Genomic DNA, 18,968 nt, shown 5'->3' on the forward strand with positions numbered 1-18,968 from the left:
CGCTAAGGAGTTGCCGGCGAATTTGCGGTCGGCGCGCCGCCAGTTTGTGGGGAATTCTGCTGCGGCGCTTGCGCTGCAGGCGCCGGAGCGGATGATTGTCCGACGGCCGGCGTCTGTCCCGCCGGCGCGGCGGGTTGGCCGGCCGGGGTAGGTGCCGACGCACCGGGCAGCACGTTGCTGAAGTTCGGCACGGCGGCCGCGGCAGAGTTGGGATCGCTGCCGTCGGTGTTGCTGGCGGCAGGCTTATTCTGCTGATTCACACCAGGATTCACCGCGCCCGAGTTGCCCTGATCCATCGACGGTGCGGGCGGCCCCTGCGCCGGCTTCACCTCGCCGACCACTCGAACCTTGCCGTCGGGACCCACCACCAGGCGCGGCGGATTGGTCGCCGGAATCATCCCCAGCTGCTCGGTCGCCTTCTTGGCAAGCTCTGGAGCCGACTGCCCCGACTCATAGTTCTTCTTGATCTGCTGCAATCGATTCTGCAGGTCTTGATTCGTCTGCTTTGCCGCACTGAGCTGGTACGAATTCTGCGCGGCGGTCGTGGACAGCCATAGTGTCAGGGCCAGGCCGAGGGCCAGCATGCCGATGACGAGGAAGACGAACGGGATCCGGCGAGCCAATGCCACCGGCGAGGTCGACGGCAATGAGATGCGTTGCGCCAGTGGACGGAAGTCGCGCTCCGGACTCGCGCCGGTGAGCGCGGCGTTGGCCAGCCGCTTGCGACGCCGGTCGATGGCACGCTGGGCCGAGGCCGAACGCGCGCGCCCGGACACATCGGCGGCACCGACCCGCGAGCGCCGACCCGACTGAGTCCGACCGTCACGGGTCCGCGTCTGACGTGTCTCGTTCACAACGCTCATCGCAGCTCACCCCCGTCAATCATGCTCTGGTCACCAATCATGTTTAGTTCCAATACGTTCGATCGCGCGCACCCGGACCGACGCCGACCGCGCATTCCGCTCCCGCTCGTCCTCCGGCGCCTGCTCGGCACCGCGGGTCACCAGCGCGTAGTCGGGCTCGGTGCCCGGCAGGTCGACCGGGAGGCCGGGCGGCGTTTTGGTGCGGACCCGATCGGCGAACGCGCGCTTGACCATTCGGTCCTCGAGCGACTGATACGACATCACCACCAGTCGACCACCGACGGCGAGGCGGTTCATCGCCGCCGGGAGCGCGTTCTCCAGCGAGCGCAGCTCCGCGTTCACCTCGACCCGCAACGCCTGGAAAGTGCGCTTTGCCGGATGGCCACCGGTGCGGCGGGTCGCCGCGGGGATCACCCGATACAGCAGCTCCACGAGCCGTCCGCTGGTGGTGAAAGGTTCTTTGTCGCGTTCGGCCAGCACCGCCGAGGCGATCTTGCCAGCGAAGCGTTCCTCGCCGTATTCGCTGAGCACCCTTGCCAATTCGCCGTGCGAATAGGTGTTGAGCACGTCGGCCGCGGTCAGATCGTCGTCGGGGTTCATCCGCATGTCCAGCGGAGCATCGCTGGCGTAGGCGAATCCGCGCTGCGCCTGATCCAGCTGCATGGACGACACGCCCAGATCGAGCAGCACGCCGTTGCAGGACGAGATCGACTCGGCAGCAAACACTTCAGCCAGTTCGTCGTAGCGCCGATGCACATACGACATCCGGTCGCCGAAGCGGCTCAGCCGTTCGGCCGATTGGTCGAGCGCGGACTGGTCCCGGTCCACACCGATGACCCGCAGTGCGGGGAACCGAGTGAGAAAAAGTTCGGAATGTCCACCCGCGCCGAGGGTTCCGTCGATCAGTATCGCGTCGGCACCGTCGGCGGATCTAGCCGTGAGCGCGGGAGTGAGCAGCTCGACCATGCGATCGGCCATGACCGGCACGTGCCCGAATCGTCGTCCGCGGGCGTCTGCGTCACCGCCGACGCCGGACGCCGAATCACTCACGGGCCCAGCCTTTCTCGGGGAATATAGGTGACGGATGGATCCGGGTCTCCGTCCGAACCCGTACCTGGCGCTGGGGAAGTGCGTCAGGGACGGCGTTTCGGACAGAGGCCTCGATCCACCCGTCCGGACTCGATCGGTGTACACAGATCGGGCCCCGCCTACGCTCACAGGATCGCGTCGAGCGACTCGATGCCGGCCTGCGAATAGGTCTCTTCGTGTTCGTCCTGGTAGCGACGCCAGGCGTCGGCATCCCAGATCTCCAGGTGATCGACGGCACCGATCACCACACACTCTTTGGTCAGCCCGGCATAGCGGCGGTGCTCGACAGGCAGGGTGATCCGCCCCTGATTGTCCGGCCGCTGCTCGTCCGTGCTGGCCGCGAGGTTCCGGGCGAAGGCCCGGGCCTCGACATTGTTCTTCGACGCCGCCATGGCGCGATTGGCGAGCTCGGCGAAGTCGTCACGCAGGTACACCGAAAGGCTGTGATCTTGACCTTTGGTGATCATCACACCTCCCAGCAGTGCCTCTCGAAACTTCGCGGGCAGCGTCAGCCGCCCCTTGTCGTCGAGCTTGGGCGTGTAGGTACCGAGAAACATCGCGGCACCTCCAAACCCATCAACCGAAAACTCCGGATTGCCTTCGGTCGATCACCACTGTACCCCACTTTCCACCACTTGCCACCCTATTGCTGCATTGTTCCCCCACCGATGATCATCGGTGCAGGTCATAGCCATGCAGAGGGATGCGACACACCAGGGTTGCCGTCACTCGGTTCCCCGACAGAAGCCTGACGACCTGGCACTTTGTCGACGCACGGAGCCCGTGGACGCTCGGGTGGCGCAAAGTGGGGATCTAGGGAGTGGGGCGCCGATGGGCAACAAAAAACAGCGGCCGCGATGCGGCCGCTGTTCAGATCAGTCGATCAGGTCTGCGTATTACTCCCCGCGCTCGAAGCGCCGGTTGAAGCGGTCTTCCATTCGCTCGGAGAACTTGCGCCCACTGCGACGGCCGCTTCGTGCCGAACCGGTCGACGGGGACGACTGGGAGCCGGAGGATCCCGAGGTGAATCCCCATAGGGCCATGAGGCCCGCCGCGAACATCACCAGGAAGCCGATCAGGCTGAGGATCGGGAACCCGCTCACCGTCACGTTTGCAACCAGACCGCCGATCAGCAGTCCGAGCCCGATAACAAAGACCGAAGCAGCCTGTATGCGCCGGCGGGAAACGCTGCCGCCACCGCCGAACCGTCGTCCACGAACATGCGACGCAAACTTCGGATCCTCGGCGTACAGGGCGCTTTCGATCTGTTCGAGCATTCGCTGCTCGTGCTCTGAGAGTGGCACCGACCCCTCCTTCAGCACGTCACCTCGCCGGAAATTTCCGGCCTCTACTACCGATGATACGAGGTGTTGGAATGTCGGACCACTATTCACCCATCTCGGAACGAACTCGATCGAGACTAGGCGGCCCGTGCGGCGGTACGTCCATGCTCGACCCGGACGATCTCGGCCTCGACCCGGTCGAGGAAATTGTTCACCTGATGACGCAGTTCCGTGACCACCGACTCGGGCACCGACCGCCTCAGCCCGGCATCCAGATCGGCGCGGAGATCGGAGAATCCGGCGAAGTACGCCGCCCAGGTGTCCATGTCCGATGCCACCTTGGGCAGCCGCAGCCAGGCGCTGCGAGACCCGATGCGTGACGGCCGCTCGTACAGCGCGAGGATCGCCCCCGCCCCGCGCAACGCGGCCAGGTAGAGGCCGAGGAACTGGTCGGCCGGATCGGTGGAGGCCGGGACCAGGAGCATCTCGGCACGATCGAGCAGGTCACGGGCCCTGGTGATCCGGCGAGGATCATCAAGTGCCAGCGTTGTCGGCGTAGCCATGTCGGGCACCTCCCGCCCCTATCGAATCGCCGCCGTGGGCTCTGTTCGGTAGAACGGATCCCGGCGGCGAACGCTTCCCTCGCTCACCGCCGGGTCCGCCGGTGTCTCCCCGGGCTCGGAATCACCTTTGCGGAGGTTGAATCTGCGAAGGTCAGAGACTCGAACACCCGTTCGACATATTCAATATAGCTACACCCCCCGACAACTCTCAAGGGGTCATGAGAAAGAACACTCAGGGCTCACGCACTGCCGAGACGGAAGTCACAAGCAGGGGCAGAAGTCGACCAGAGAGGCACAACGTGACGACGAGGAACCCCGGGGCGGTTCGGATGGTCGAGCTCGACGCCACCGACGCGCACCTCTGGCTTCCCGCCGCCCTGGACGTCTACGTGACGGCCATGAACTACCCCCGCGGCACCGCCCAGCAGCGCTACCCGCTCTGGCGGGAGCATCTGCATCGCCCCGGCTGGCGCGGCGTCGCCACGCTGTCGCCCGCCCCCGACGGCCCGGTCGACGACCAGCGGCTGGTGCGCCGCGATGACAATCCGATCGCCCCGGCGCCAGAGGTCCTCACCGGAATCGCCTACGGATACCCCGGCGGCGCCAGTCAATGGTGGAACCAGCAGCTGCGTCAGGGGCTGGCCCGGGTCGGCTACACCCGCGAGCAGATCTCGACGATCGCCGACGACTACTTCGAACTCACCGAATTGCATGTGCACCCGCAGGCCCAGGGCCAAGGCATCGGCCAGTGGCTGCTCACCCGTCTGCTCGACGGCGTACCGGCGCCGAAGGTGCTGCTGTCCACCCCGGAGGTGCCCGGCGAGGAGAATCGGGCGTGGCGGCTCTACCGGCGACTCGGATTCGTCGACGTCCTGCGCCAGTTCTCCTTCGCTGGCGACCCCCGCCCATTCGCCATTCTCGGACGGGGCCTGCCGCTATGAGGACCGCCGCTATGAGGACCGGGTCCGCGTCGCGCAGCCGAAACCGGTTCCGGACCTGGCACCATAGCCAGGTGCATTCCGGACCGATCACCCACCGCATCAGCTCCCGGCGACCGAATCGCGCGTCGATGCGCTGGATGCTCGCCACCCTGATGCTGTTGCTCGCCGCCCTGCCGATGGTCGCCGCCTGCGGCAGTTCCAATGTCGGCGGCGACAAGCTGTGGGGCCGGATCATCGTGGCGCACCGCGACACCGGTCAGGACAAGGGGCCGAATGTCAGTGTGCCGCCCGCCCTTTCGTCAGTCGCCAACGCGGGCGTGTACAAGCAGAACGGGATGATCGGCACCCAGGTCAACTACACGGGCGTGACGTTCGGGCAGTTCAGCCAACTCAGCGACATGGTCGTCGACGCCTTCCCCAGCGACACCATCTCGATGGACGTGGCCGCCAGCCGGTCCGGCGGGACGGTGACCTTCCAGGGCACGGCCGACCTCACCTCGCTCAAGCCCGCCGAGGACTACGTCGAGTTCGCCGTGCAATTCGCCGGCAAGGTCTCGGCATCCAACGGCACCCAGGATGACAACGACACGGTCACGTGGAAGCTCGCGGCCGGCAAGGCGACCACGATGACCGCCGAGTCGCACTACGACGACCCCAGCACCGCCGGCTTCGGCGGCTGGACCTTCCTGATGATCGCGGTCGCCCTGGCCGCGGTCGTGGTCGTGGTCGCACTGGCCCGTGTGATGCGCGACCAGACCCCGCGCTACGGCGAGCCGGTGCCGACCCCCCGCGAGCAGTATCAGGCGATCAAGGACAAAGTCCTCAACCGGCATCTGCCGCGCGACTAGCTGCCGCCAGATGAACGCCCGGCTGCGTTGTCGGCCGTCCCGCATACAAGAGCGGTATTGCGGAACGACCTCCGCCTAGCCGGATCGTCCATCTGATCACCAGCTGACGACGTAACGCGCGCCGGCTATGGGACGAGCACGTCCATCCCGAGGCGCTGCAGCACCTCGCCGGTGGCCCGCGCGAAGTTCAGGCTGCAGAAGTGCAGCGACGGCGCCCCCTCGGCGATCAGCCGCTGCGCCATCTCGGTGGCCACATCGATGCCGACCTCACGCACCGCATCACGATCCTCCTGCTCGCCGGGACCCGCGGCGGCGCTGAGCCGCTCGTCGAGCCAGCCCGGCAGCTGGGAGCCCGACAACTCGACCATCCGGCGCACCGACGCCAGCGAGGTGATCGGCATGATGCCCGGGATGATCGGCTTGGCGCCCTGCTCGGGATCGGCGGCGACCACCCGGTCGCGCAGTCGCAGGTAGTCGTCCACCTCGAAGAACATCTGGGTGATCGAATAGTCCGCTCCCGCACGGAGTTTCGAGACCAGGTGCGCGGTGTCCGACTCGAGGTCCGGCGCGCTGTGGTGGCCCTCGGGGAAGGACGCGACGCCGACGTGGAAGTCACCGAGCGTGCCCACCAGCCGCACCAGCTCCTCGGCGTACTCGACGCCCTCGGGGTGCCTGGTCCACTGGCCCAGCGGATCGCCCGGTGGGTCGCCGCGCAGCGCCAGGATATTGCTGATGCCCTCGGCCGCGAACGCGCCGACCACCGCGCGCAGCTCGGCGACGCTGTGATTGACGGCCGTCAGATGTCCCACCGGCAGCAGCGTGGTCTCGCGAGCCAGCTGGCCCGTGATGCGCGCCGTGCGCTCCCGCGTCGAACCGCCCGCCCCATAGGTCATCGAGACGAACGCCGGGTGCATCCGTTCGAAGATCCGCACCGCACGCCAGAGCCGCTCCTCGCCCGCGTCATCGCGCGGGGGGAAGAACTCCACCGAGAACGGAACCGGACCGTGGTGCGGCGCCTTGAGGCTCTCGATCACCGACGTTTGGACAGTTTGACTCACCTGCCTAGTGTACGGAGGCAGGTGTTCGAACCGCTCGCCCCGCTCCCCTAGGGTGAGCAGGTGCCCATCATCGCGCCCGCTCGTCTGGACGACGTCCCCGCGGCGGCCGAGGCGGTGCTGGTCGACTTCTTCGCCGATCGCGCGGCCGCGACCGAGGCGATCTCACCGCGATTCAGCGTCGCCGTCGACGCCGTCGCCCGCTACGTGCTGCGCGGCGGCAAGCGCATCCGCCCCACGTTCTGCTGGGCCGGATGGCAGTGCGGCTCAGGCCGCTCCGCCGCGGGGGCCGGTTCAGGCGGCTCCGGCGACTCCGAATCGGATATCGCCGCCTTGCGGGTGGCCGCGTCGCTCGAGCTGATCCAGGCCTGCGCGCTCATCCACGACGACATCATCGACCGCTCCGACACCCGCCGCGGACACCCGACGCTGCACCGCGAACAGGAATCGGGTCACCGCCGCGAGCGCTGGCACGGCGACGCCGAACATTTCGGCACGTCCGCCGCGATCCTGCTCGGCGACCTGGCGCTGGCCTGGGCCGACGACATGGTCCGCGATGCCGGGTTGACGCCGGCCACCGCCGCCCGCCTCTCCCCGACCTGGTCGGCGATGCGCACCGAGGTTCTCGGCGGCCAGTATCTCGACATCGTCAACGAGATGTCCGCCGACGAATCGGCCGCGTCGGCCGATCAGGTGATGCGTTTCAAGACCGCCGCCTACACGATCGAACGCCCGCTGCAGTTGGGTGCCGAAATGGCCGGCGTCCCAGAAGAAGTCGTCGAGTCGCTACGCCGGTTCGGCACCGATCTCGGAATCGCCTTCCAGCTGCGCGACGATCTGCTCGGCGCATTCGGCGATCCCGACGTCACCGGCAAACCTTCCGGTGATGACCTGGTCGCCGGCAAACGCACCGCGATTCTCGCGGCCGCCTTCAATCGACTCGACGAGAATCGCGCCGACCAGCTACGGGGCTATGTCGGACGACCACTCGATGACGCAGAGCTCCGCCAAACCCGTTCGCTCATCGCCGACTCCGGCGCCGTCACGGCGATCGAGACACGCATCGATGCGCTGCTGACCTCCGCGCGCGACACACTCGACGCCACCCCGATCCCCGCCCCGGCGAAGGCCGGACTATCGGCCTTGGCCACCAAGGTCACCGACCGGCGCTCATGACCGAGCGACCGATAGTCAGGACAGGGTTCGGGCGGGCCGCACGACTGGGCCTCGTCGCCACGGTCCTGATCACCATCGGCAGCTACGGCGTCGGCGACATCCCGCGCAACAGTCCGGTCCTGTCCGACCTGCATCTGTCGTGGATGTCGTACGGGCACGGAAAGACGCTGTGCTCGTTGGCCTTCTGGATCGGCATCGCGGCGCTGGTGGTCGCCTGGGTGCAGATCGGACGCATCGTGCGCACCACCGACATCCCCGCGAATCTGATGCGGCGCACGGCCGCGGTATGGGCCGCGCCGCTCCTGATCGCCGTGCCGATCTACAGCCGCGACGTCTATGCCTATCTCGCGCAGGGGTCGCTGTTCGCGCATGGGTACAACCCGTACTCGGACGGCCCGGCGCTGCTACCGGGGCCGCTGGTCGACAGCATGGCTCAGGTATGGGCGACCACCACGGCCCCGTACGGACCGGCCTTCATGCTGATCACCCGCGGAGTCGCCGACATCGTCGGCAACCATGTGATCCTCGGGGTGCTCCTGATGAAGCTGGTCATGCTGCCGGGCTTCGCGCTCGCGCTGTGGGCGATCCCCCGTCTGGCACAGCACTTTCCGCGGCGACCCGTCGACACGTCCGATGGCGACGCCGGCCGGGGCGCGTATCCCGCCTATGGCAGCTGGCTGGTGTTGCTGAATCCGATGCTGCTGGTGCATCTGGTCGGCGGGCCACACGTGGAGCTGCTGATGTTCGGGGTGCTCGCCGCGGGGCTGGTGCTGGTGCTCGAGGGCCGCCACGGCTGGGGCATCGCCGTGCTGGCGCTGGCCGCGTCGATCAAGATCACCGCCGCGCTCGCCCTGCCGTTCGTGCTGTGGATCTGGCTGGCGCACAATCGGTCCGCACGCGACCAAGGCGAACTCCAACCACGACGCGATTGGCGGGAGGCGACGAAGCTCACGGCCGCGATCGTCGGGATCGCGATGGTCGTGTTCGGCGTGTTCACGCTCGCCGTCGGGCACGGGCTGGGCTGGCTCACGGGACTGGGCTGGGCCGACCGAATCATCAACTGGCTGACCATCCCGACGGCCGTCGCGCATCTGGTCACGCTGGTCGCCGCGCCGTTCACGGCGCTGCATCTGGGACCCGTGCTCTCGGTGACCCGCACGATCGGCGAGGTGGTGCTGGCGCTGATCGCGGTCACCGTGTGGTGGAAGTCGCGGCACACCGCCCGCAGCGCGATGGTCGGTGCGGCCTGGGTGATGTTCGCCGTCCTGCTGCTGGAACCGTCGACCCTGCCCTGGTACTACTCGTGGGCGCTGGTCATCGCCGCGGCGTTCGATCTCGGACGCCGATGGTCCGCGGCGGTGGTGTTCGCCTGCGTGTTCCAGCTGATCGTGTTCCAGCCGGACGACTCGATCCTCATGTACAACATCACCGACGTGCTGATCGCCGCCGCATTGTCCGGGCTGGCCGCGTGGTCGCTGCTGCGACCGGATCCGTTGCGGCTCGGCGTTGTTCGGGGCTATCTCTGGCCCGACGGCACGGCACCGAAGGTCAGAACGCCTCAGCCTGCGCCCGGCGAATGACCTCACGCGCCGAATGGCTGTGAATCGCCTCGGCCGGAGTCAGACCGAGATCGGACTGCTCGGTGAACAACCACGCCAGCGTCTCGTCACGATCGAAGCCACCGTCGTGCAGCACCGACAGCAGGCCCGGCAGATGCTTGGCGATGCCGTGATCGTCGAAGAACAGCTCCGGCACCAGGACCAGCCCGCCGCGCCGGACCGCCAGCAGCTGGCGGTCGGTGATCAACGCGTTCACCCGACCGACCGACACCCCGAGCCGGTTGGATACCTCAGATAGCGGCAGAGTTTCGACATCATCGGACAGACAGTCGGCAGACAGCGGCAGAGATCCCACGCGCCCAGGCTACGGCACCGGAGCGCCACCGGTGACTATCGTTGCTGCCGACAGCAATGACCGCCCGGCGAGTGACGACATCGCCGCCGGCACTGACGAGGAGATGCCCACGGTGACCGCACAGCCCCCGCGCGATGCCCTGATCGGGGTCGCGCTCGAGCGGCGCTACCGGATCGACGCGCTGATCGCCCGTGGCGGCATGAGCAGCGTCTACTTCGGGCTGGACCTGCGGCTCGATCGGCCGGTCGCGGTGAAGGTGATGGCGCCGCAGTATTCGGCCGACCCGTCGTTCCTGGCGCGACTGGAGTTCGAGGCGCGCGCGGTTGCCCGGCTCAAGGACCCCGGACTGGTGCCGGTGTACGACCAAGGTCTCGACGGCGACTACGCCTTCCTGGTGATGGAGCTGGTCGAGGGCGGCACCCTGCGCGAGCTGCTGCGCGAGCGCGGACCGATGCCGCCGCATGCAGTGGCCGCAGTCGCCGACCCCGTGCTCGGGGGGCTCGGCAAGGCGCATCTGGCCGGACTCGTGCACCGCGACGTCAAGCCGGAGAACGTCCTGATCTCCGACAACGGCGAGGTCAAAGTCGTCGACTTCGGCCTGGTGCGGGCGATCGCCGAGGCCGGAATCACCTCCAACAGCGTGATTCTGGGCACGGCTGCCTATCTATCGCCCGAGCAGGTCGAGTCGACCGTGGCCGATGCACGCAGCGACGTCTACTCGTCCGGCATTCTGATCTACGAAATGCTCACCGGCACAACCCCGTTCACCGGCGACACGCCACTGTCGCTGGCCTACGCCCGGCTGCAGCATGATGTCCCGCCGCCCAGCCACCAGATCGCCGGGGTGCCACGGGCATTCGACGATCTGGTGCTCACGGCGACCGCCCGCGATCCCCGTGATCGCTACATCGACGCCGCCGACATGCAGTCGGCGTTGTTGGATATCATCGACCGGCTCGACCTCCCGCCGTTCACCGTGCCCGCCCCCACCCGGTCGGCAGAACGCGAATCGGTGGCGGCTTTCCGGTACGCCTACGATCCCGAGCGCACGCACGATCTGCGTCCACCGCCGCCGGCCCCGGCCGGGCCGGGACACACCCGGGTGCAATCCGTTCCGGTCGAGCCCGACCGCGACCGAAGCCGCGACGATTACGACCGCGATGATCGGCGAGACGACGGTTACGACTACGACGACCGGGCGCCCGCCGACTACGACGGCCGGCCGGCCGGCAATGTCTCCGCCGCCTCGACGGCGATCACTCCGCTGAGCGCCGCCGCCGATACTTACGCCGACCGTCGCCGGGCACGACGCCGGCTCGCGCAGATCTGGTTGACGATCGTGTTGATCCTGGCCATCGCGCTCGGCATCGCCGGCTGGTGGATCGCGTCGCACCAGATCATGCACAGCTCGGCGCCGGTGACACCGCCGACCCCGGCCGTGGCGGCCGTGCTTACGACCTGAGCATCTCCGCCACCAGGAATGCCAGCTCCAGCGACTGCTGGGTGTTCAGGCGCGGGTCGCAGGCGGTCTCGTAGCGGCCCTCCAGGTCGGCATCCGAAATCTCCTGCGCCCCACCGAGACACTCGGTGACGTCCTCGCCGGTGAGTTCGATGTGCACGCCGCCCGGATGGGTGTCGAGGGCGCGGTGCACCTCGAAGAAGCCCTGGACCTCGTCGACGATCCGATCGAAGTGCCGGGTCTTGTAGCCGTTGGACGACTCGTGCGTGTTGCCGTGCATCGGGTCGCTCTGCCAGATGACCTTGTGCCCGGTCGCCTCGACGGCCTGCACGATCGGCGGCAGCAGCTCGCGCACCTTGTCATTGCCCATGCGGCACACCAGCGTCAACCGTCCCGGCTCATTGCGCGGATCGAGACGCTCGACGTATTCGACGGCCAGTTCCGGCGACGTGCTCGGGCCCAGCTTGAGGCCGATCGGGTTGTGCAGCATCTCCGCCAGCGCGATATGCGCGCCGTCGAGCTGCCGGGTGCGATCGCCGATCCACAGGAAATGCGCGGACAGGTCGTACAGCACCGGGTCGGCGTCCGGGTCGGTCGGATGATCGGCCAGCCGCAGCATCGCGCGCTCGTAGTCGAGCACCAGCGCCTCGTGCGACGCGAAGATGTCGGCGGTCTTGAGGTTGCTGTCGGTGACGCCGCAGGCATCCATGAAGTGCAGGGCTCGGTCGATCTCGCCGGCCAGCGCCTCGTACCGGGCACCCGCGGGCGACGAGCTGACGAACTCGCGGTTCCAGTCGTGGACGCGATGCAGGTCGGCGACGCCGGCGGCGCCCAGGGCCCGCACCAGATTCATCGCGGCGCTCGCGTTGGCGTAGGCCCGCACGAGTCGCGACGGGTCATGCGCCCGCGCCGCCTCATCCGGGGCGAAGCCGTTGACCATGTCGCCGCGGTACGACTTCAGGCCCAGCGAATCGATGTCCGACGACCGCGGTTTGGCGTATTGCCCGGCGATCCGTGCCACCTTCACCACCGGCAGCGATGCGCCGTAGGTCAGCACGACGGCCATCTGCAGCAGCGTGCGGATATTGCCCTTGATATGGGGCTCAGTGTTGGCCGCGAAGGTCTCGGCGCAGTCGCCGCCCTGCAGCAGGAACGCCCGGCCGCGCGCGACCTCGGCCAGCTGCCGCTTGAGGTTCTCGACCTCGGCGGGCATGCAGATCGGCGGCACGCTCTCGAGAACCGTGCGCATCGCGCGGGCCTTGTCCTCGGGCCAGCTGGGCTGCTGCAGCGCCGGCCGCGACATCGCGTCGCGGAACCGCGCGTCCAGCGCGCCGGGCAGCGGCGGCAGCTCCGGCAACTCGTCGATCGGCACGTCCACGGTCCAATTCACCACGATGTCAGCCTAACCGGCCTGCATGGCCCGCCATCGCACCAGGTTGTGCCTGGCATCGGCGAGCGCATCGTGGGCGTCCTTCGGGCTCGGCGGCAGCTCCGGCTGCCCCACTGCCTCCCAGTGCTGACGCAGCTCACGGGTGAATCTCGGGATCTCCCGCGGCAGCGCCGTCATCGACCCCCACAGCTGGCACAACGCCACGTGGTCATACGCTCCGACCCATGCCCACAACTCGATCGGCTCGCCGGGCTCGTTCAGAAAGTTCAGCAAATCTTCACGGATTCGCTTGCGGCTCTTCCATGCCGACGACGACGGAGATGGCAGCTTAGGCAGGACATGCGCACGTACCCAACTCCCCGCCCGGGCCGGATCGAACTCGGTGGACACCGCGTAGAACTCACGGCCGTCCTCGGCGACCACCCCGATCGACACCAGCTCGATCGTGCGTCCGTCCTCGATGAACTCGGAGTCGTAGAAGTAGCGCATGGCTAGAGCGTATGGGGTGACCGACGAACGGGTGCTCGGGCGCGCCCTCGGTACGCGCGCGATCATCACCCGTGCGATCGCGACACTGGTGTTCATCGTGAGCGCGCTGTGCCGGATCTTCGGCGGCATTCATCTCGGCGGCGCAGTGCTGCCCTATCGACTCGACCTGGACGTGTACCGGCTCGCCCCCACCGTGTGGCGCGGCGGACACCCGCTCTACGCCGATCACGCGCTCCCGATCACCCGTCTCGATCTACCGCTGCCGTTCACGTATCCGCCGGCGTCCGCGGTGACCTTCGTGCCGTTCTCCTGGCTGCCCGTCGACATCGCCGGACTGACGATGTCGCTGATCTCGATCGTGCTGCTGTTGCTGGTGGCGCGGATGGCGGTGCGCATCTGCGGCTTGGACACCCGACTGCCGAGCCGCTGGGGACTGGGCAACTGGTGGTTGGCCGCCGCGATCACCGGCGTCGCGATGTGGCTTGATCCGGTGTGGACCACGCTGAATTTCGGCCAGGTCAACATCATCCTGATGGCGATGGTCGCGGTCGACACGTTGCTCGTGCCCGCCGGCCGCTGGCGCGGAGTTCTCACCGGTGTCGCGGGTGCTCTCAAGCTCACGCCGATGGCGTTCTTGCTGCACATGCTGGTCGCCCGGCGATGGCGCGCCGCAGTGACCGCGATCGGGGCGTTCATCGCCGTCGGCGCGATCGGATTCGCCTGCGCACCCGGTGATTCACGCACCTACTGGACGCACACCGTGTTCCATACCGATCGGATCGGCAACCTCGCCGGCCGGAACAACCAGAACATCAACGGGTTCTGGCGGCGACTGCTCGCCGACGAGAGTCTCGCCAAAGACCTCTGGGCCGTCAGCGCCGTCGTGGTGACCGTACTCGCGGTCGTCGCGATCCATCGCTGTCTGCGCGCCGATCAGTCGCTGCTCGCGCTATGCGCTGCGGCCGTCTGGGGACTGCTGGTATCGCCGACCACCTGGGGACATCATTGGGTATGGGTGATCCCGGCGATGGTCGGTCTGGCGGCCGTGGGGTTGCGGACCACGTCGAGCCGACTGCGCGCCGAATACTTCGCTCTGGTTGCTTTGGGACTGGTGATCTTCGGCTCGTCGCCCTATCAGCACATGGCCGACTCCTATACCCGGGTGCATTGGAATCTCGTGGAGACCATCATCGGAAATTCGTATGCCGTGTGGGGCGTGCTGATGTTGATCCTGCTGGCGGCGACTGTTCGCGAAGCCGGAATCGATTGCCGGGCCACCAGTTCCAGCGACCCAGCAGTTTCATGAAGGCGGGGACGAGCACCATCCGCACGAGCACCGCGTCGATCGCCACCGCGACCGACAGCGCGACGCCGAACTCCTTGAGCTCCAGGACATCCGCGGATACGAAGCTGGCGAAGACCACGATCATGATGACCGCGGCCGCCGTGATCGGGCCGGCGGTGTGCTCGATGCCATCCGCCACCGCCTCCATGTTGCGAGCATCGGCGGCCACCGGATCAGCATCGCCGGCCTGCGCGGTGCGCTCGTCCCAGGACTCCTTCATCCGACCGAGCAGGAACACCTCATAGTCCATGGACAGCCCGAAGAGCACGACGAAAACGGTGATCGGCAGATAGACCTGCAGATAGCCGACACTGGTGAAGCCGAGAAGGCCCTGGCCCCAACCCCATTGGAAGATCGCGATGGTGATGCCCAGGGCCGCGCCGGTGGACAGCAGATTCATCAGCACCGCCTTGAGCGGCAGCACGACCGAGCGAAACACCGCGGCGAGAAAGACCAGCGACAGGGCCAGCACCGCGACCAGCACCCAGGGCAGCGCGGATGTCGTCTCGTCCGACACGTCGACCGACATGGCCGTCGCGCCGCCGACCTGCACCCGGATGTCCGGGCCGGACAGGGCGCGAGCCTCTTGCCGCAGATCCCGCACCAGCGTGAGCGCCGCATTCGAGTCGACCGGGTCCCGCGGGATCGCCAACCAGAGCTGCCGTCCGGCGATCGCTTCCGGCGCCACCCCGACGATCCGCGGGTCGGCATGCAGTCGGGCTTCGAATTGCTGCAGCATCCGCTGGCCATTGGGACCGATCGAGCCGTCCCGCGAGCCTGTCGCCACGATCTGGATCGGCGACATCAGACCGGGGCTGAAGTCCTGTTGCAGCACGGTATTCGCGCGTCCGGACGGGGTATCGGCCAACGAACGCAGGCCGTAGTCGATCCCGTAGCGCAGCCCCGTGACCGGCAGCAGCGCGATCAGCAGCAGCGCGATGACCGCGGCCCCGAAGACGATCGGCTGCCGCATCACCAGATAGGCCCAGCGCCGCCAGGGCCGATCGGTGTTCGCGTCGGCAGCGCCTCGCCGACGCTTCGGCAGCAATCCGCGGACGCTGAGGCGGGTCAGCCAGGGTCCGAGCACGGCGATGATCGCCGGCACCAGCGTGAGCGCGACCAGCAGCACGCACAGCACGGTCGCGATGATCCCGATGGTGATCTCGTGAAAGACCGGCGAATCCACGAACATCAGCGAGCACATGGCGATCATCAGAATCAGTCCGGAGATCGCGATCGTGCGACCGGCCGTCGCGATCCCGACTCCGACGGCGTCGGCGATCTCTGCATGCTGACGCCGATCGACGACGGCGCGGCGGTCCATCTCCTCCCGGATACGCGCAATGATGAAGAGCGAGTAGTCGATTCCGATGCCGGTACCGATCATCGTCGCGACGACCACCAGCATCGAGTCGAATGTCAGCCCGGTCGACAACGCGGTAATGGCGCCGAATGCGCACAGCAGTCCCGCGCCGGCCGCGATCAACGGCAGCACGCCCGCGATCACCGAACCCAGCGCCACGATCAACACGACCAGCGCTACGGGCAGGCCGATCGACTCGGAGCGTTCGGCATCGGAGTTCTCGATCCGGCCGAGGTCGTTGCTCGTCGGCGAGAACCCGGTCATCGAGACCGTCACGCCATCGCGTGCGTGGCCGGTGACGATGCCTTGAATCCGTTTCGCGACAGCCATATTGGTGCGTGCCGTTCCGGACAGGCCGACGATCGCGACCGCGGATCGACGGTCTGCCGATATCTGCCCCTGCGCGAGCATGTCGAACGGTCCGATCGCCGCCGCCACCCCGGGATCCGCCCGGACCGCATCGAGCGTCTCGGCCACCACCGTCCGCATCGCGGGGTCGTCGACGGTGCCCGCCGTCGTGGCGAATACGAGCGCGTCCTGCTCGGTTCCGAGTTCGTTGAAGTGGGTGCGCACCAGCCGTTCGACGGCGGCCGACTCCGAACCGGTGACGGAGTAGTCGGGTCCCTGCAGTTGCTTGGACAGCTGCGGGTAGGCCACGGCACAGGCGATGAGCACGAGCAGCCAGGTCGTCAAGACCGGCCACCGCCACCGGGCGACGTTCCGACCCAGGCGAAACCACATCGACGGCAGCGTCGCGGCCTCGTTCGGGTGGGTGCTCATCCCGCCTCTCCTTCGGAACCGATCCGGGAGACTCGCTAACGATATGTCGCCGGACCGGCGCGAAGGCCGAATCGTCGCTATGTCCGATATGGCGGATTGCCGTCGGCCTCGCGCCGGCATGCGACGAGCATCATCAGCTGGTGAATAGCGGGCCGCACGATCGGGGCACCGAGGTCATCCGTCATGGCCCAGACAGCCGGGCGATGCGCCTGGCTGCCGCCCAAATGTATTGATCCGCAGCGTCGCCCACGAATCAACCGCTACCACCATCCCGAGGAGCTGAGCCAGGGCTGGACGCGTCACCGCGGGACGGGTGACGAGGTCAGGCCGCCTTCGGCGCGTCGGCCTCCGGCTTCGCATCCTTGAGGCTCGCGGCGTAGATGTCGACATACTGCTGACCGGACAGCCGCATCAGCTCGTACATGATCTCGTCGGTGATCGCCCGCTCGATGAAACGGTTGCCGCTCATGCCCTCATAGCGCGAGAAGTCAAGCGGCTTACCGATCTTGACGGTGATCCGGGCACGACGCGGGACGGTGGTTCCCGGCGGATTCAGGTCGCGGGTCCCGACCATCGCAACGGGGATCACCGGCACGCCGGTCTCCAGCGCGATCCGCGCCAGACCGGTCTTGCCCTTGAACAGCCGACCGTCGGGCGACCGGGTGCCCTCCGGGTACAGCCCCATCAGCTCGCCCTCTTCGAGCTTGCTGCGGGCCGAGATCAGCGCACCCTCGGCGGCGGTCGCACCCGACCGGTCGATGGGGATCTGGCCGGTCGACGAGAAGAACCAGCGCTGGAACGCGCCCTTGAGGCCGGTCCCGGTGAAGTACTCGGCCTTCGCCAGGAAATAGATGCGCCGCGGCGACATCAGCGGCAGGTAGAAGCTGTCGACGACGGCGAGATGGTTACTGGCCAGCAGGGCCGGTCCACGAGCCGGAAGATTTTCCAGCCCTTCGATTTTCGGACGACCGAGCACGCGCAGAATCGGTCCCATCAGGACGTACTTGAACAGCCAGTACCACATGCGCACTCCTTCGCCCCGAACAACCGCACCAATTGGTGTGTCACTTTACCCACCCGGGGCGGCCCGCAGCTCACGACGGGCGACATCAGCGGCGCCGATCACACCTGCCGCCTCCCCTAGCTGCGTGGACCGGATGCGCGCCGTCTTGCGATGTCCGGCCCCGGTCAGCATCGCGCGATAATGCTCCCGCGCCTCGTCCAGGAACAGGCTCGACGCGGCGCCCAGACCGCCGGCCAGCACCACCAGGTCGGGATCGAAGATGTCGCCGATCATCGCGAGGCCGAGACCGAGCCAGCGGGCGAACTCGGCGAACGCCGCCACCGCCAGCGGATCGCCGTCCTGCGCCGCCGCGGCCACCCGACGACCGGTGAGGGATCCCGGATCCTCGCCGATCTCCCTGGCCAACGCACTGCCGCCGCCCGCCCCGTCGGCCACCAGCTCCACCACGTGATCGACCAGAGCTGTTCCGCTGCAATATCTTTCCCAGCAGCCGAACTTTCCGCAGGCACACGGTCGGCCCTCCGGCACCAGCCGCAGGTGGCCGAGCTCGGGCGCGACACCGAAACTGCCGCGGTAGAGCTCCCCGTCCAACAGCAGCCCGGCGCCGATGCCGGTGCCGATGGCCAGCACCAGCGTGTTGTGACCGCGCGCCGCCGCGCCGTAGTGCAGCTCGGCCACGGCCGCCGCGTTGGCGTCGTGCTCCAGGAAGACCGGCAGCCCGATCCGCTCGGTCAGGTCGGCGGCCACTGCCGCCTCTCGCCACGGCAGATGCGGGGAGAAGCGCACCGTCTGCCGGTCGGGTGTCAGGAATCCGGCGATCGCCAGCCCGACCGCCTCGATCGGCCAGCGCTCCCGCAGCTCCCCGACCGCCCGGTCCAGACATGTCTCCAATGCCGAAGCGGTAGCCGGGGTTTGGGTCCGGACCTTGTCGAGAATCTGGCCCTGCTCGTCGACCACGCCGGCCCGGGTGCTGGTGCCCCCGATGTCGATGCCTACAGCGAGGCGGCCGGATTCGGCCGCCGGGATCGCTGCGGCATCGCTAGACACCAGGTCGGCCCGTCGAAACGTTCACCTGCACCGCGATCGGCTCGAATCCCGTGCGATGCACGGATTCTCGTAGATCCTCGGCACGCTGGCTCATGGTTCGCTCGAGCACCGTCTGCAACGCTTCCAGCAGCGAGATCAACTGTGCCAGCAGGGCGTTCAGAATCTCACCGAGTTCGTCGACGAACGCTTCGACGGTGGCTTTGGTGGCGATTCCCAGCTCGGCCCAGTCGATGTCCTCGTCGCCGCGCAGCGCGGTGGCAACCGTCTCGATGCGGTCGAGCAATCCGACCACCAACAGGCGCCAGGCCTCGGCGTCGTATTGGTCGGCACTCACGCGTC

The 18,968-nt window shown here is 67.6% G+C and carries 19 protein-coding genes; 6 read left to right on the top strand and 13 right to left on the bottom strand.

Features of this window, described 5'->3' with window-relative positions; all coding sequences use genetic code 11:
- Positions 1 to 2: 2 nt before the first annotated feature.
- The 5 genes from ftsL to G341_RS0115245 all read right to left on the bottom strand — a co-directional run bounded on the left by ftsL (position 3) and on the right by G341_RS0115245 (position 3,798).
- Positions 3 to 863, bottom strand: coding sequence for a cell division protein FtsL (ftsL, locus tag G341_RS22215; RefSeq protein WP_018180021.1), 861 nt, complete (start codon positions 861 to 863; stop codon positions 3 to 5).
- 30 nt (positions 864 to 893) lie between these two features.
- Positions 894 to 1,841, bottom strand: a complete 948-nt coding sequence (rsmH, locus tag G341_RS0115230; RefSeq protein WP_051092852.1) for a 16S rRNA (cytosine(1402)-N(4))-methyltransferase RsmH — start codon at positions 1,839 to 1,841, stop codon at positions 894 to 896.
- 236 nt (positions 1,842 to 2,077) lie between these two features.
- Positions 2,078 to 2,509, bottom strand: coding sequence for a division/cell wall cluster transcriptional repressor MraZ (gene mraZ / locus G341_RS0115235; RefSeq protein WP_018180023.1), 432 nt, complete (start codon positions 2,507 to 2,509; stop codon positions 2,078 to 2,080).
- Between the two features lie 339 nt (positions 2,510 to 2,848).
- On the bottom strand, positions 2,849 to 3,256 hold the full coding sequence (locus tag G341_RS0115240; RefSeq protein WP_026303728.1) for a DUF3040 domain-containing protein: 408 nt from the start codon (positions 3,254 to 3,256) through the stop codon (positions 2,849 to 2,851).
- A gap of 116 nt (positions 3,257 to 3,372) precedes the next feature.
- Complete coding sequence (locus tag G341_RS0115245) at positions 3,373 to 3,798, bottom strand: SAV_6107 family HEPN domain-containing protein (protein WP_018180025.1); 426 nt, start codon at positions 3,796 to 3,798, stop codon at positions 3,373 to 3,375.
- Between the two features lie 329 nt (positions 3,799 to 4,127).
- Between G341_RS0115245 and G341_RS0115250 the strand changes: the two genes are divergently transcribed.
- Positions 4,128 to 4,739 (top strand): GNAT family N-acetyltransferase, encoded by a 612-nt coding sequence (locus G341_RS0115250; RefSeq protein WP_018180026.1) that lies wholly within the window; start codon positions 4,128 to 4,130, stop codon positions 4,737 to 4,739.
- Between the two features lie 71 nt (positions 4,740 to 4,810).
- The gene (locus G341_RS0115255; protein ID WP_026303729.1) at positions 4,811 to 5,587 is read left to right on the top strand and encodes an LppM family (lipo)protein; all 777 of its coding nucleotides are present in this window, start codon (positions 4,811 to 4,813) and stop codon (positions 5,585 to 5,587) included.
- Between the two features lie 125 nt (positions 5,588 to 5,712).
- On the opposite strand, the gene metF is transcribed toward G341_RS0115255, so the two are convergent.
- Positions 5,713 to 6,645, bottom strand: coding sequence for a methylenetetrahydrofolate reductase [NAD(P)H] (gene metF / locus G341_RS0115260; RefSeq protein WP_026303730.1), 933 nt, complete (start codon positions 6,643 to 6,645; stop codon positions 5,713 to 5,715).
- 60 nt (positions 6,646 to 6,705) lie between these two features.
- Between metF and G341_RS0115265 the strand changes: the two genes are divergently transcribed.
- On the top strand, positions 6,706 to 7,818 hold the full coding sequence (locus G341_RS0115265) for a polyprenyl synthetase family protein (RefSeq protein ID WP_018180028.1): 1,113 nt from the start codon (positions 6,706 to 6,708) through the stop codon (positions 7,816 to 7,818).
- Positions 7,815 to 9,398, top strand: coding sequence for a polyprenol phosphomannose-dependent alpha 1,6 mannosyltransferase MptB (gene mptB / locus G341_RS0115270; RefSeq protein ID WP_018180029.1), 1,584 nt, complete (start codon positions 7,815 to 7,817; stop codon positions 9,396 to 9,398). Before G341_RS0115265 ends, mptB begins: the two co-directional genes overlap by 4 nt.
- On the opposite strand, the gene G341_RS0115275 is transcribed toward mptB, so the two are convergent.
- The gene (locus G341_RS0115275; RefSeq protein ID WP_018180030.1) at positions 9,367 to 9,732 is read right to left on the bottom strand and encodes an Rv2175c family DNA-binding protein; all 366 of its coding nucleotides are present in this window, start codon (positions 9,730 to 9,732) and stop codon (positions 9,367 to 9,369) included. The genes mptB and G341_RS0115275 overlap by 32 nt on opposite strands.
- A 103-nt stretch (positions 9,733 to 9,835) precedes the next feature.
- On the opposite strand from G341_RS0115275, the gene G341_RS0115280 reads away from it, so the two are divergent.
- Positions 9,836 to 11,194 (top strand): protein kinase domain-containing protein, encoded by a 1,359-nt coding sequence (locus G341_RS0115280; protein ID WP_081622570.1) that lies wholly within the window; start codon positions 9,836 to 9,838, stop codon positions 11,192 to 11,194.
- On the opposite strand, the gene G341_RS0115285 is transcribed toward G341_RS0115280, so the two are convergent.
- Positions 11,184 to 12,584, bottom strand: a complete 1,401-nt coding sequence (locus G341_RS0115285) for a class II 3-deoxy-7-phosphoheptulonate synthase (protein WP_018180032.1) — start codon at positions 12,582 to 12,584, stop codon at positions 11,184 to 11,186. The two genes, G341_RS0115280 and G341_RS0115285, sit on opposite strands and share 11 nt — an antisense overlap.
- A 9-nt stretch (positions 12,585 to 12,593) precedes the next feature.
- Positions 12,594 to 13,070, bottom strand: a complete 477-nt coding sequence (locus tag G341_RS0115290; RefSeq protein ID WP_026303732.1) for a polyadenylate-specific 3'-exoribonuclease AS — start codon at positions 13,068 to 13,070, stop codon at positions 12,594 to 12,596.
- On the opposite strand from G341_RS0115290, the gene G341_RS23565 reads away from it, so the two are divergent.
- Positions 13,069 to 14,376, top strand: coding sequence for a glycosyltransferase 87 family protein (locus G341_RS23565; protein WP_155826987.1), 1,308 nt, complete (start codon positions 13,069 to 13,071; stop codon positions 14,374 to 14,376). The genes G341_RS0115290 and G341_RS23565 overlap by 2 nt on opposite strands.
- Here the strand turns inward: G341_RS23565 and G341_RS0115300 are convergent.
- From G341_RS0115300 to G341_RS0115320, 4 genes are all read right to left on the bottom strand, one after another.
- Positions 14,258 to 16,558: an MMPL family transporter gene (locus G341_RS0115300; protein WP_018180036.1), complete on the bottom strand. Its 2,301-nt coding sequence runs from the start codon at positions 16,556 to 16,558 to the stop codon at positions 14,258 to 14,260. The genes G341_RS23565 and G341_RS0115300 overlap by 119 nt on opposite strands.
- A 322-nt stretch (positions 16,559 to 16,880) precedes the next feature.
- Positions 16,881 to 17,582 carry a lysophospholipid acyltransferase family protein gene (locus G341_RS0115310; RefSeq protein ID WP_018180038.1) on the bottom strand — a complete coding sequence of 234 codons (702 nt, stop codon included), beginning with the start codon at positions 17,580 to 17,582 and terminating at the stop codon, positions 16,881 to 16,883.
- Between the two features lie 45 nt (positions 17,583 to 17,627).
- A complete protein-coding gene (locus G341_RS0115315) occupies positions 17,628 to 18,629 on the bottom strand; it encodes an ROK family protein (protein WP_018180039.1) in 1,002 nt (333 codons plus the stop codon).
- Positions 18,622 to 18,963, bottom strand: coding sequence for a hypothetical protein (locus G341_RS0115320; protein WP_018180040.1), 342 nt, complete (start codon positions 18,961 to 18,963; stop codon positions 18,622 to 18,624). The genes G341_RS0115315 and G341_RS0115320 overlap by 8 nt, the downstream gene beginning before the upstream one ends.
- Between the last annotated feature and the right edge of the window lie 5 nt (positions 18,964 to 18,968).

It is taken from the genome of Jongsikchunia kroppenstedtii DSM 45133 (assembly GCF_000380485.1).
Classification (GTDB): Bacteria; Actinomycetota; Actinomycetes; order Mycobacteriales; family Mycobacteriaceae; genus Jongsikchunia; species Jongsikchunia kroppenstedtii.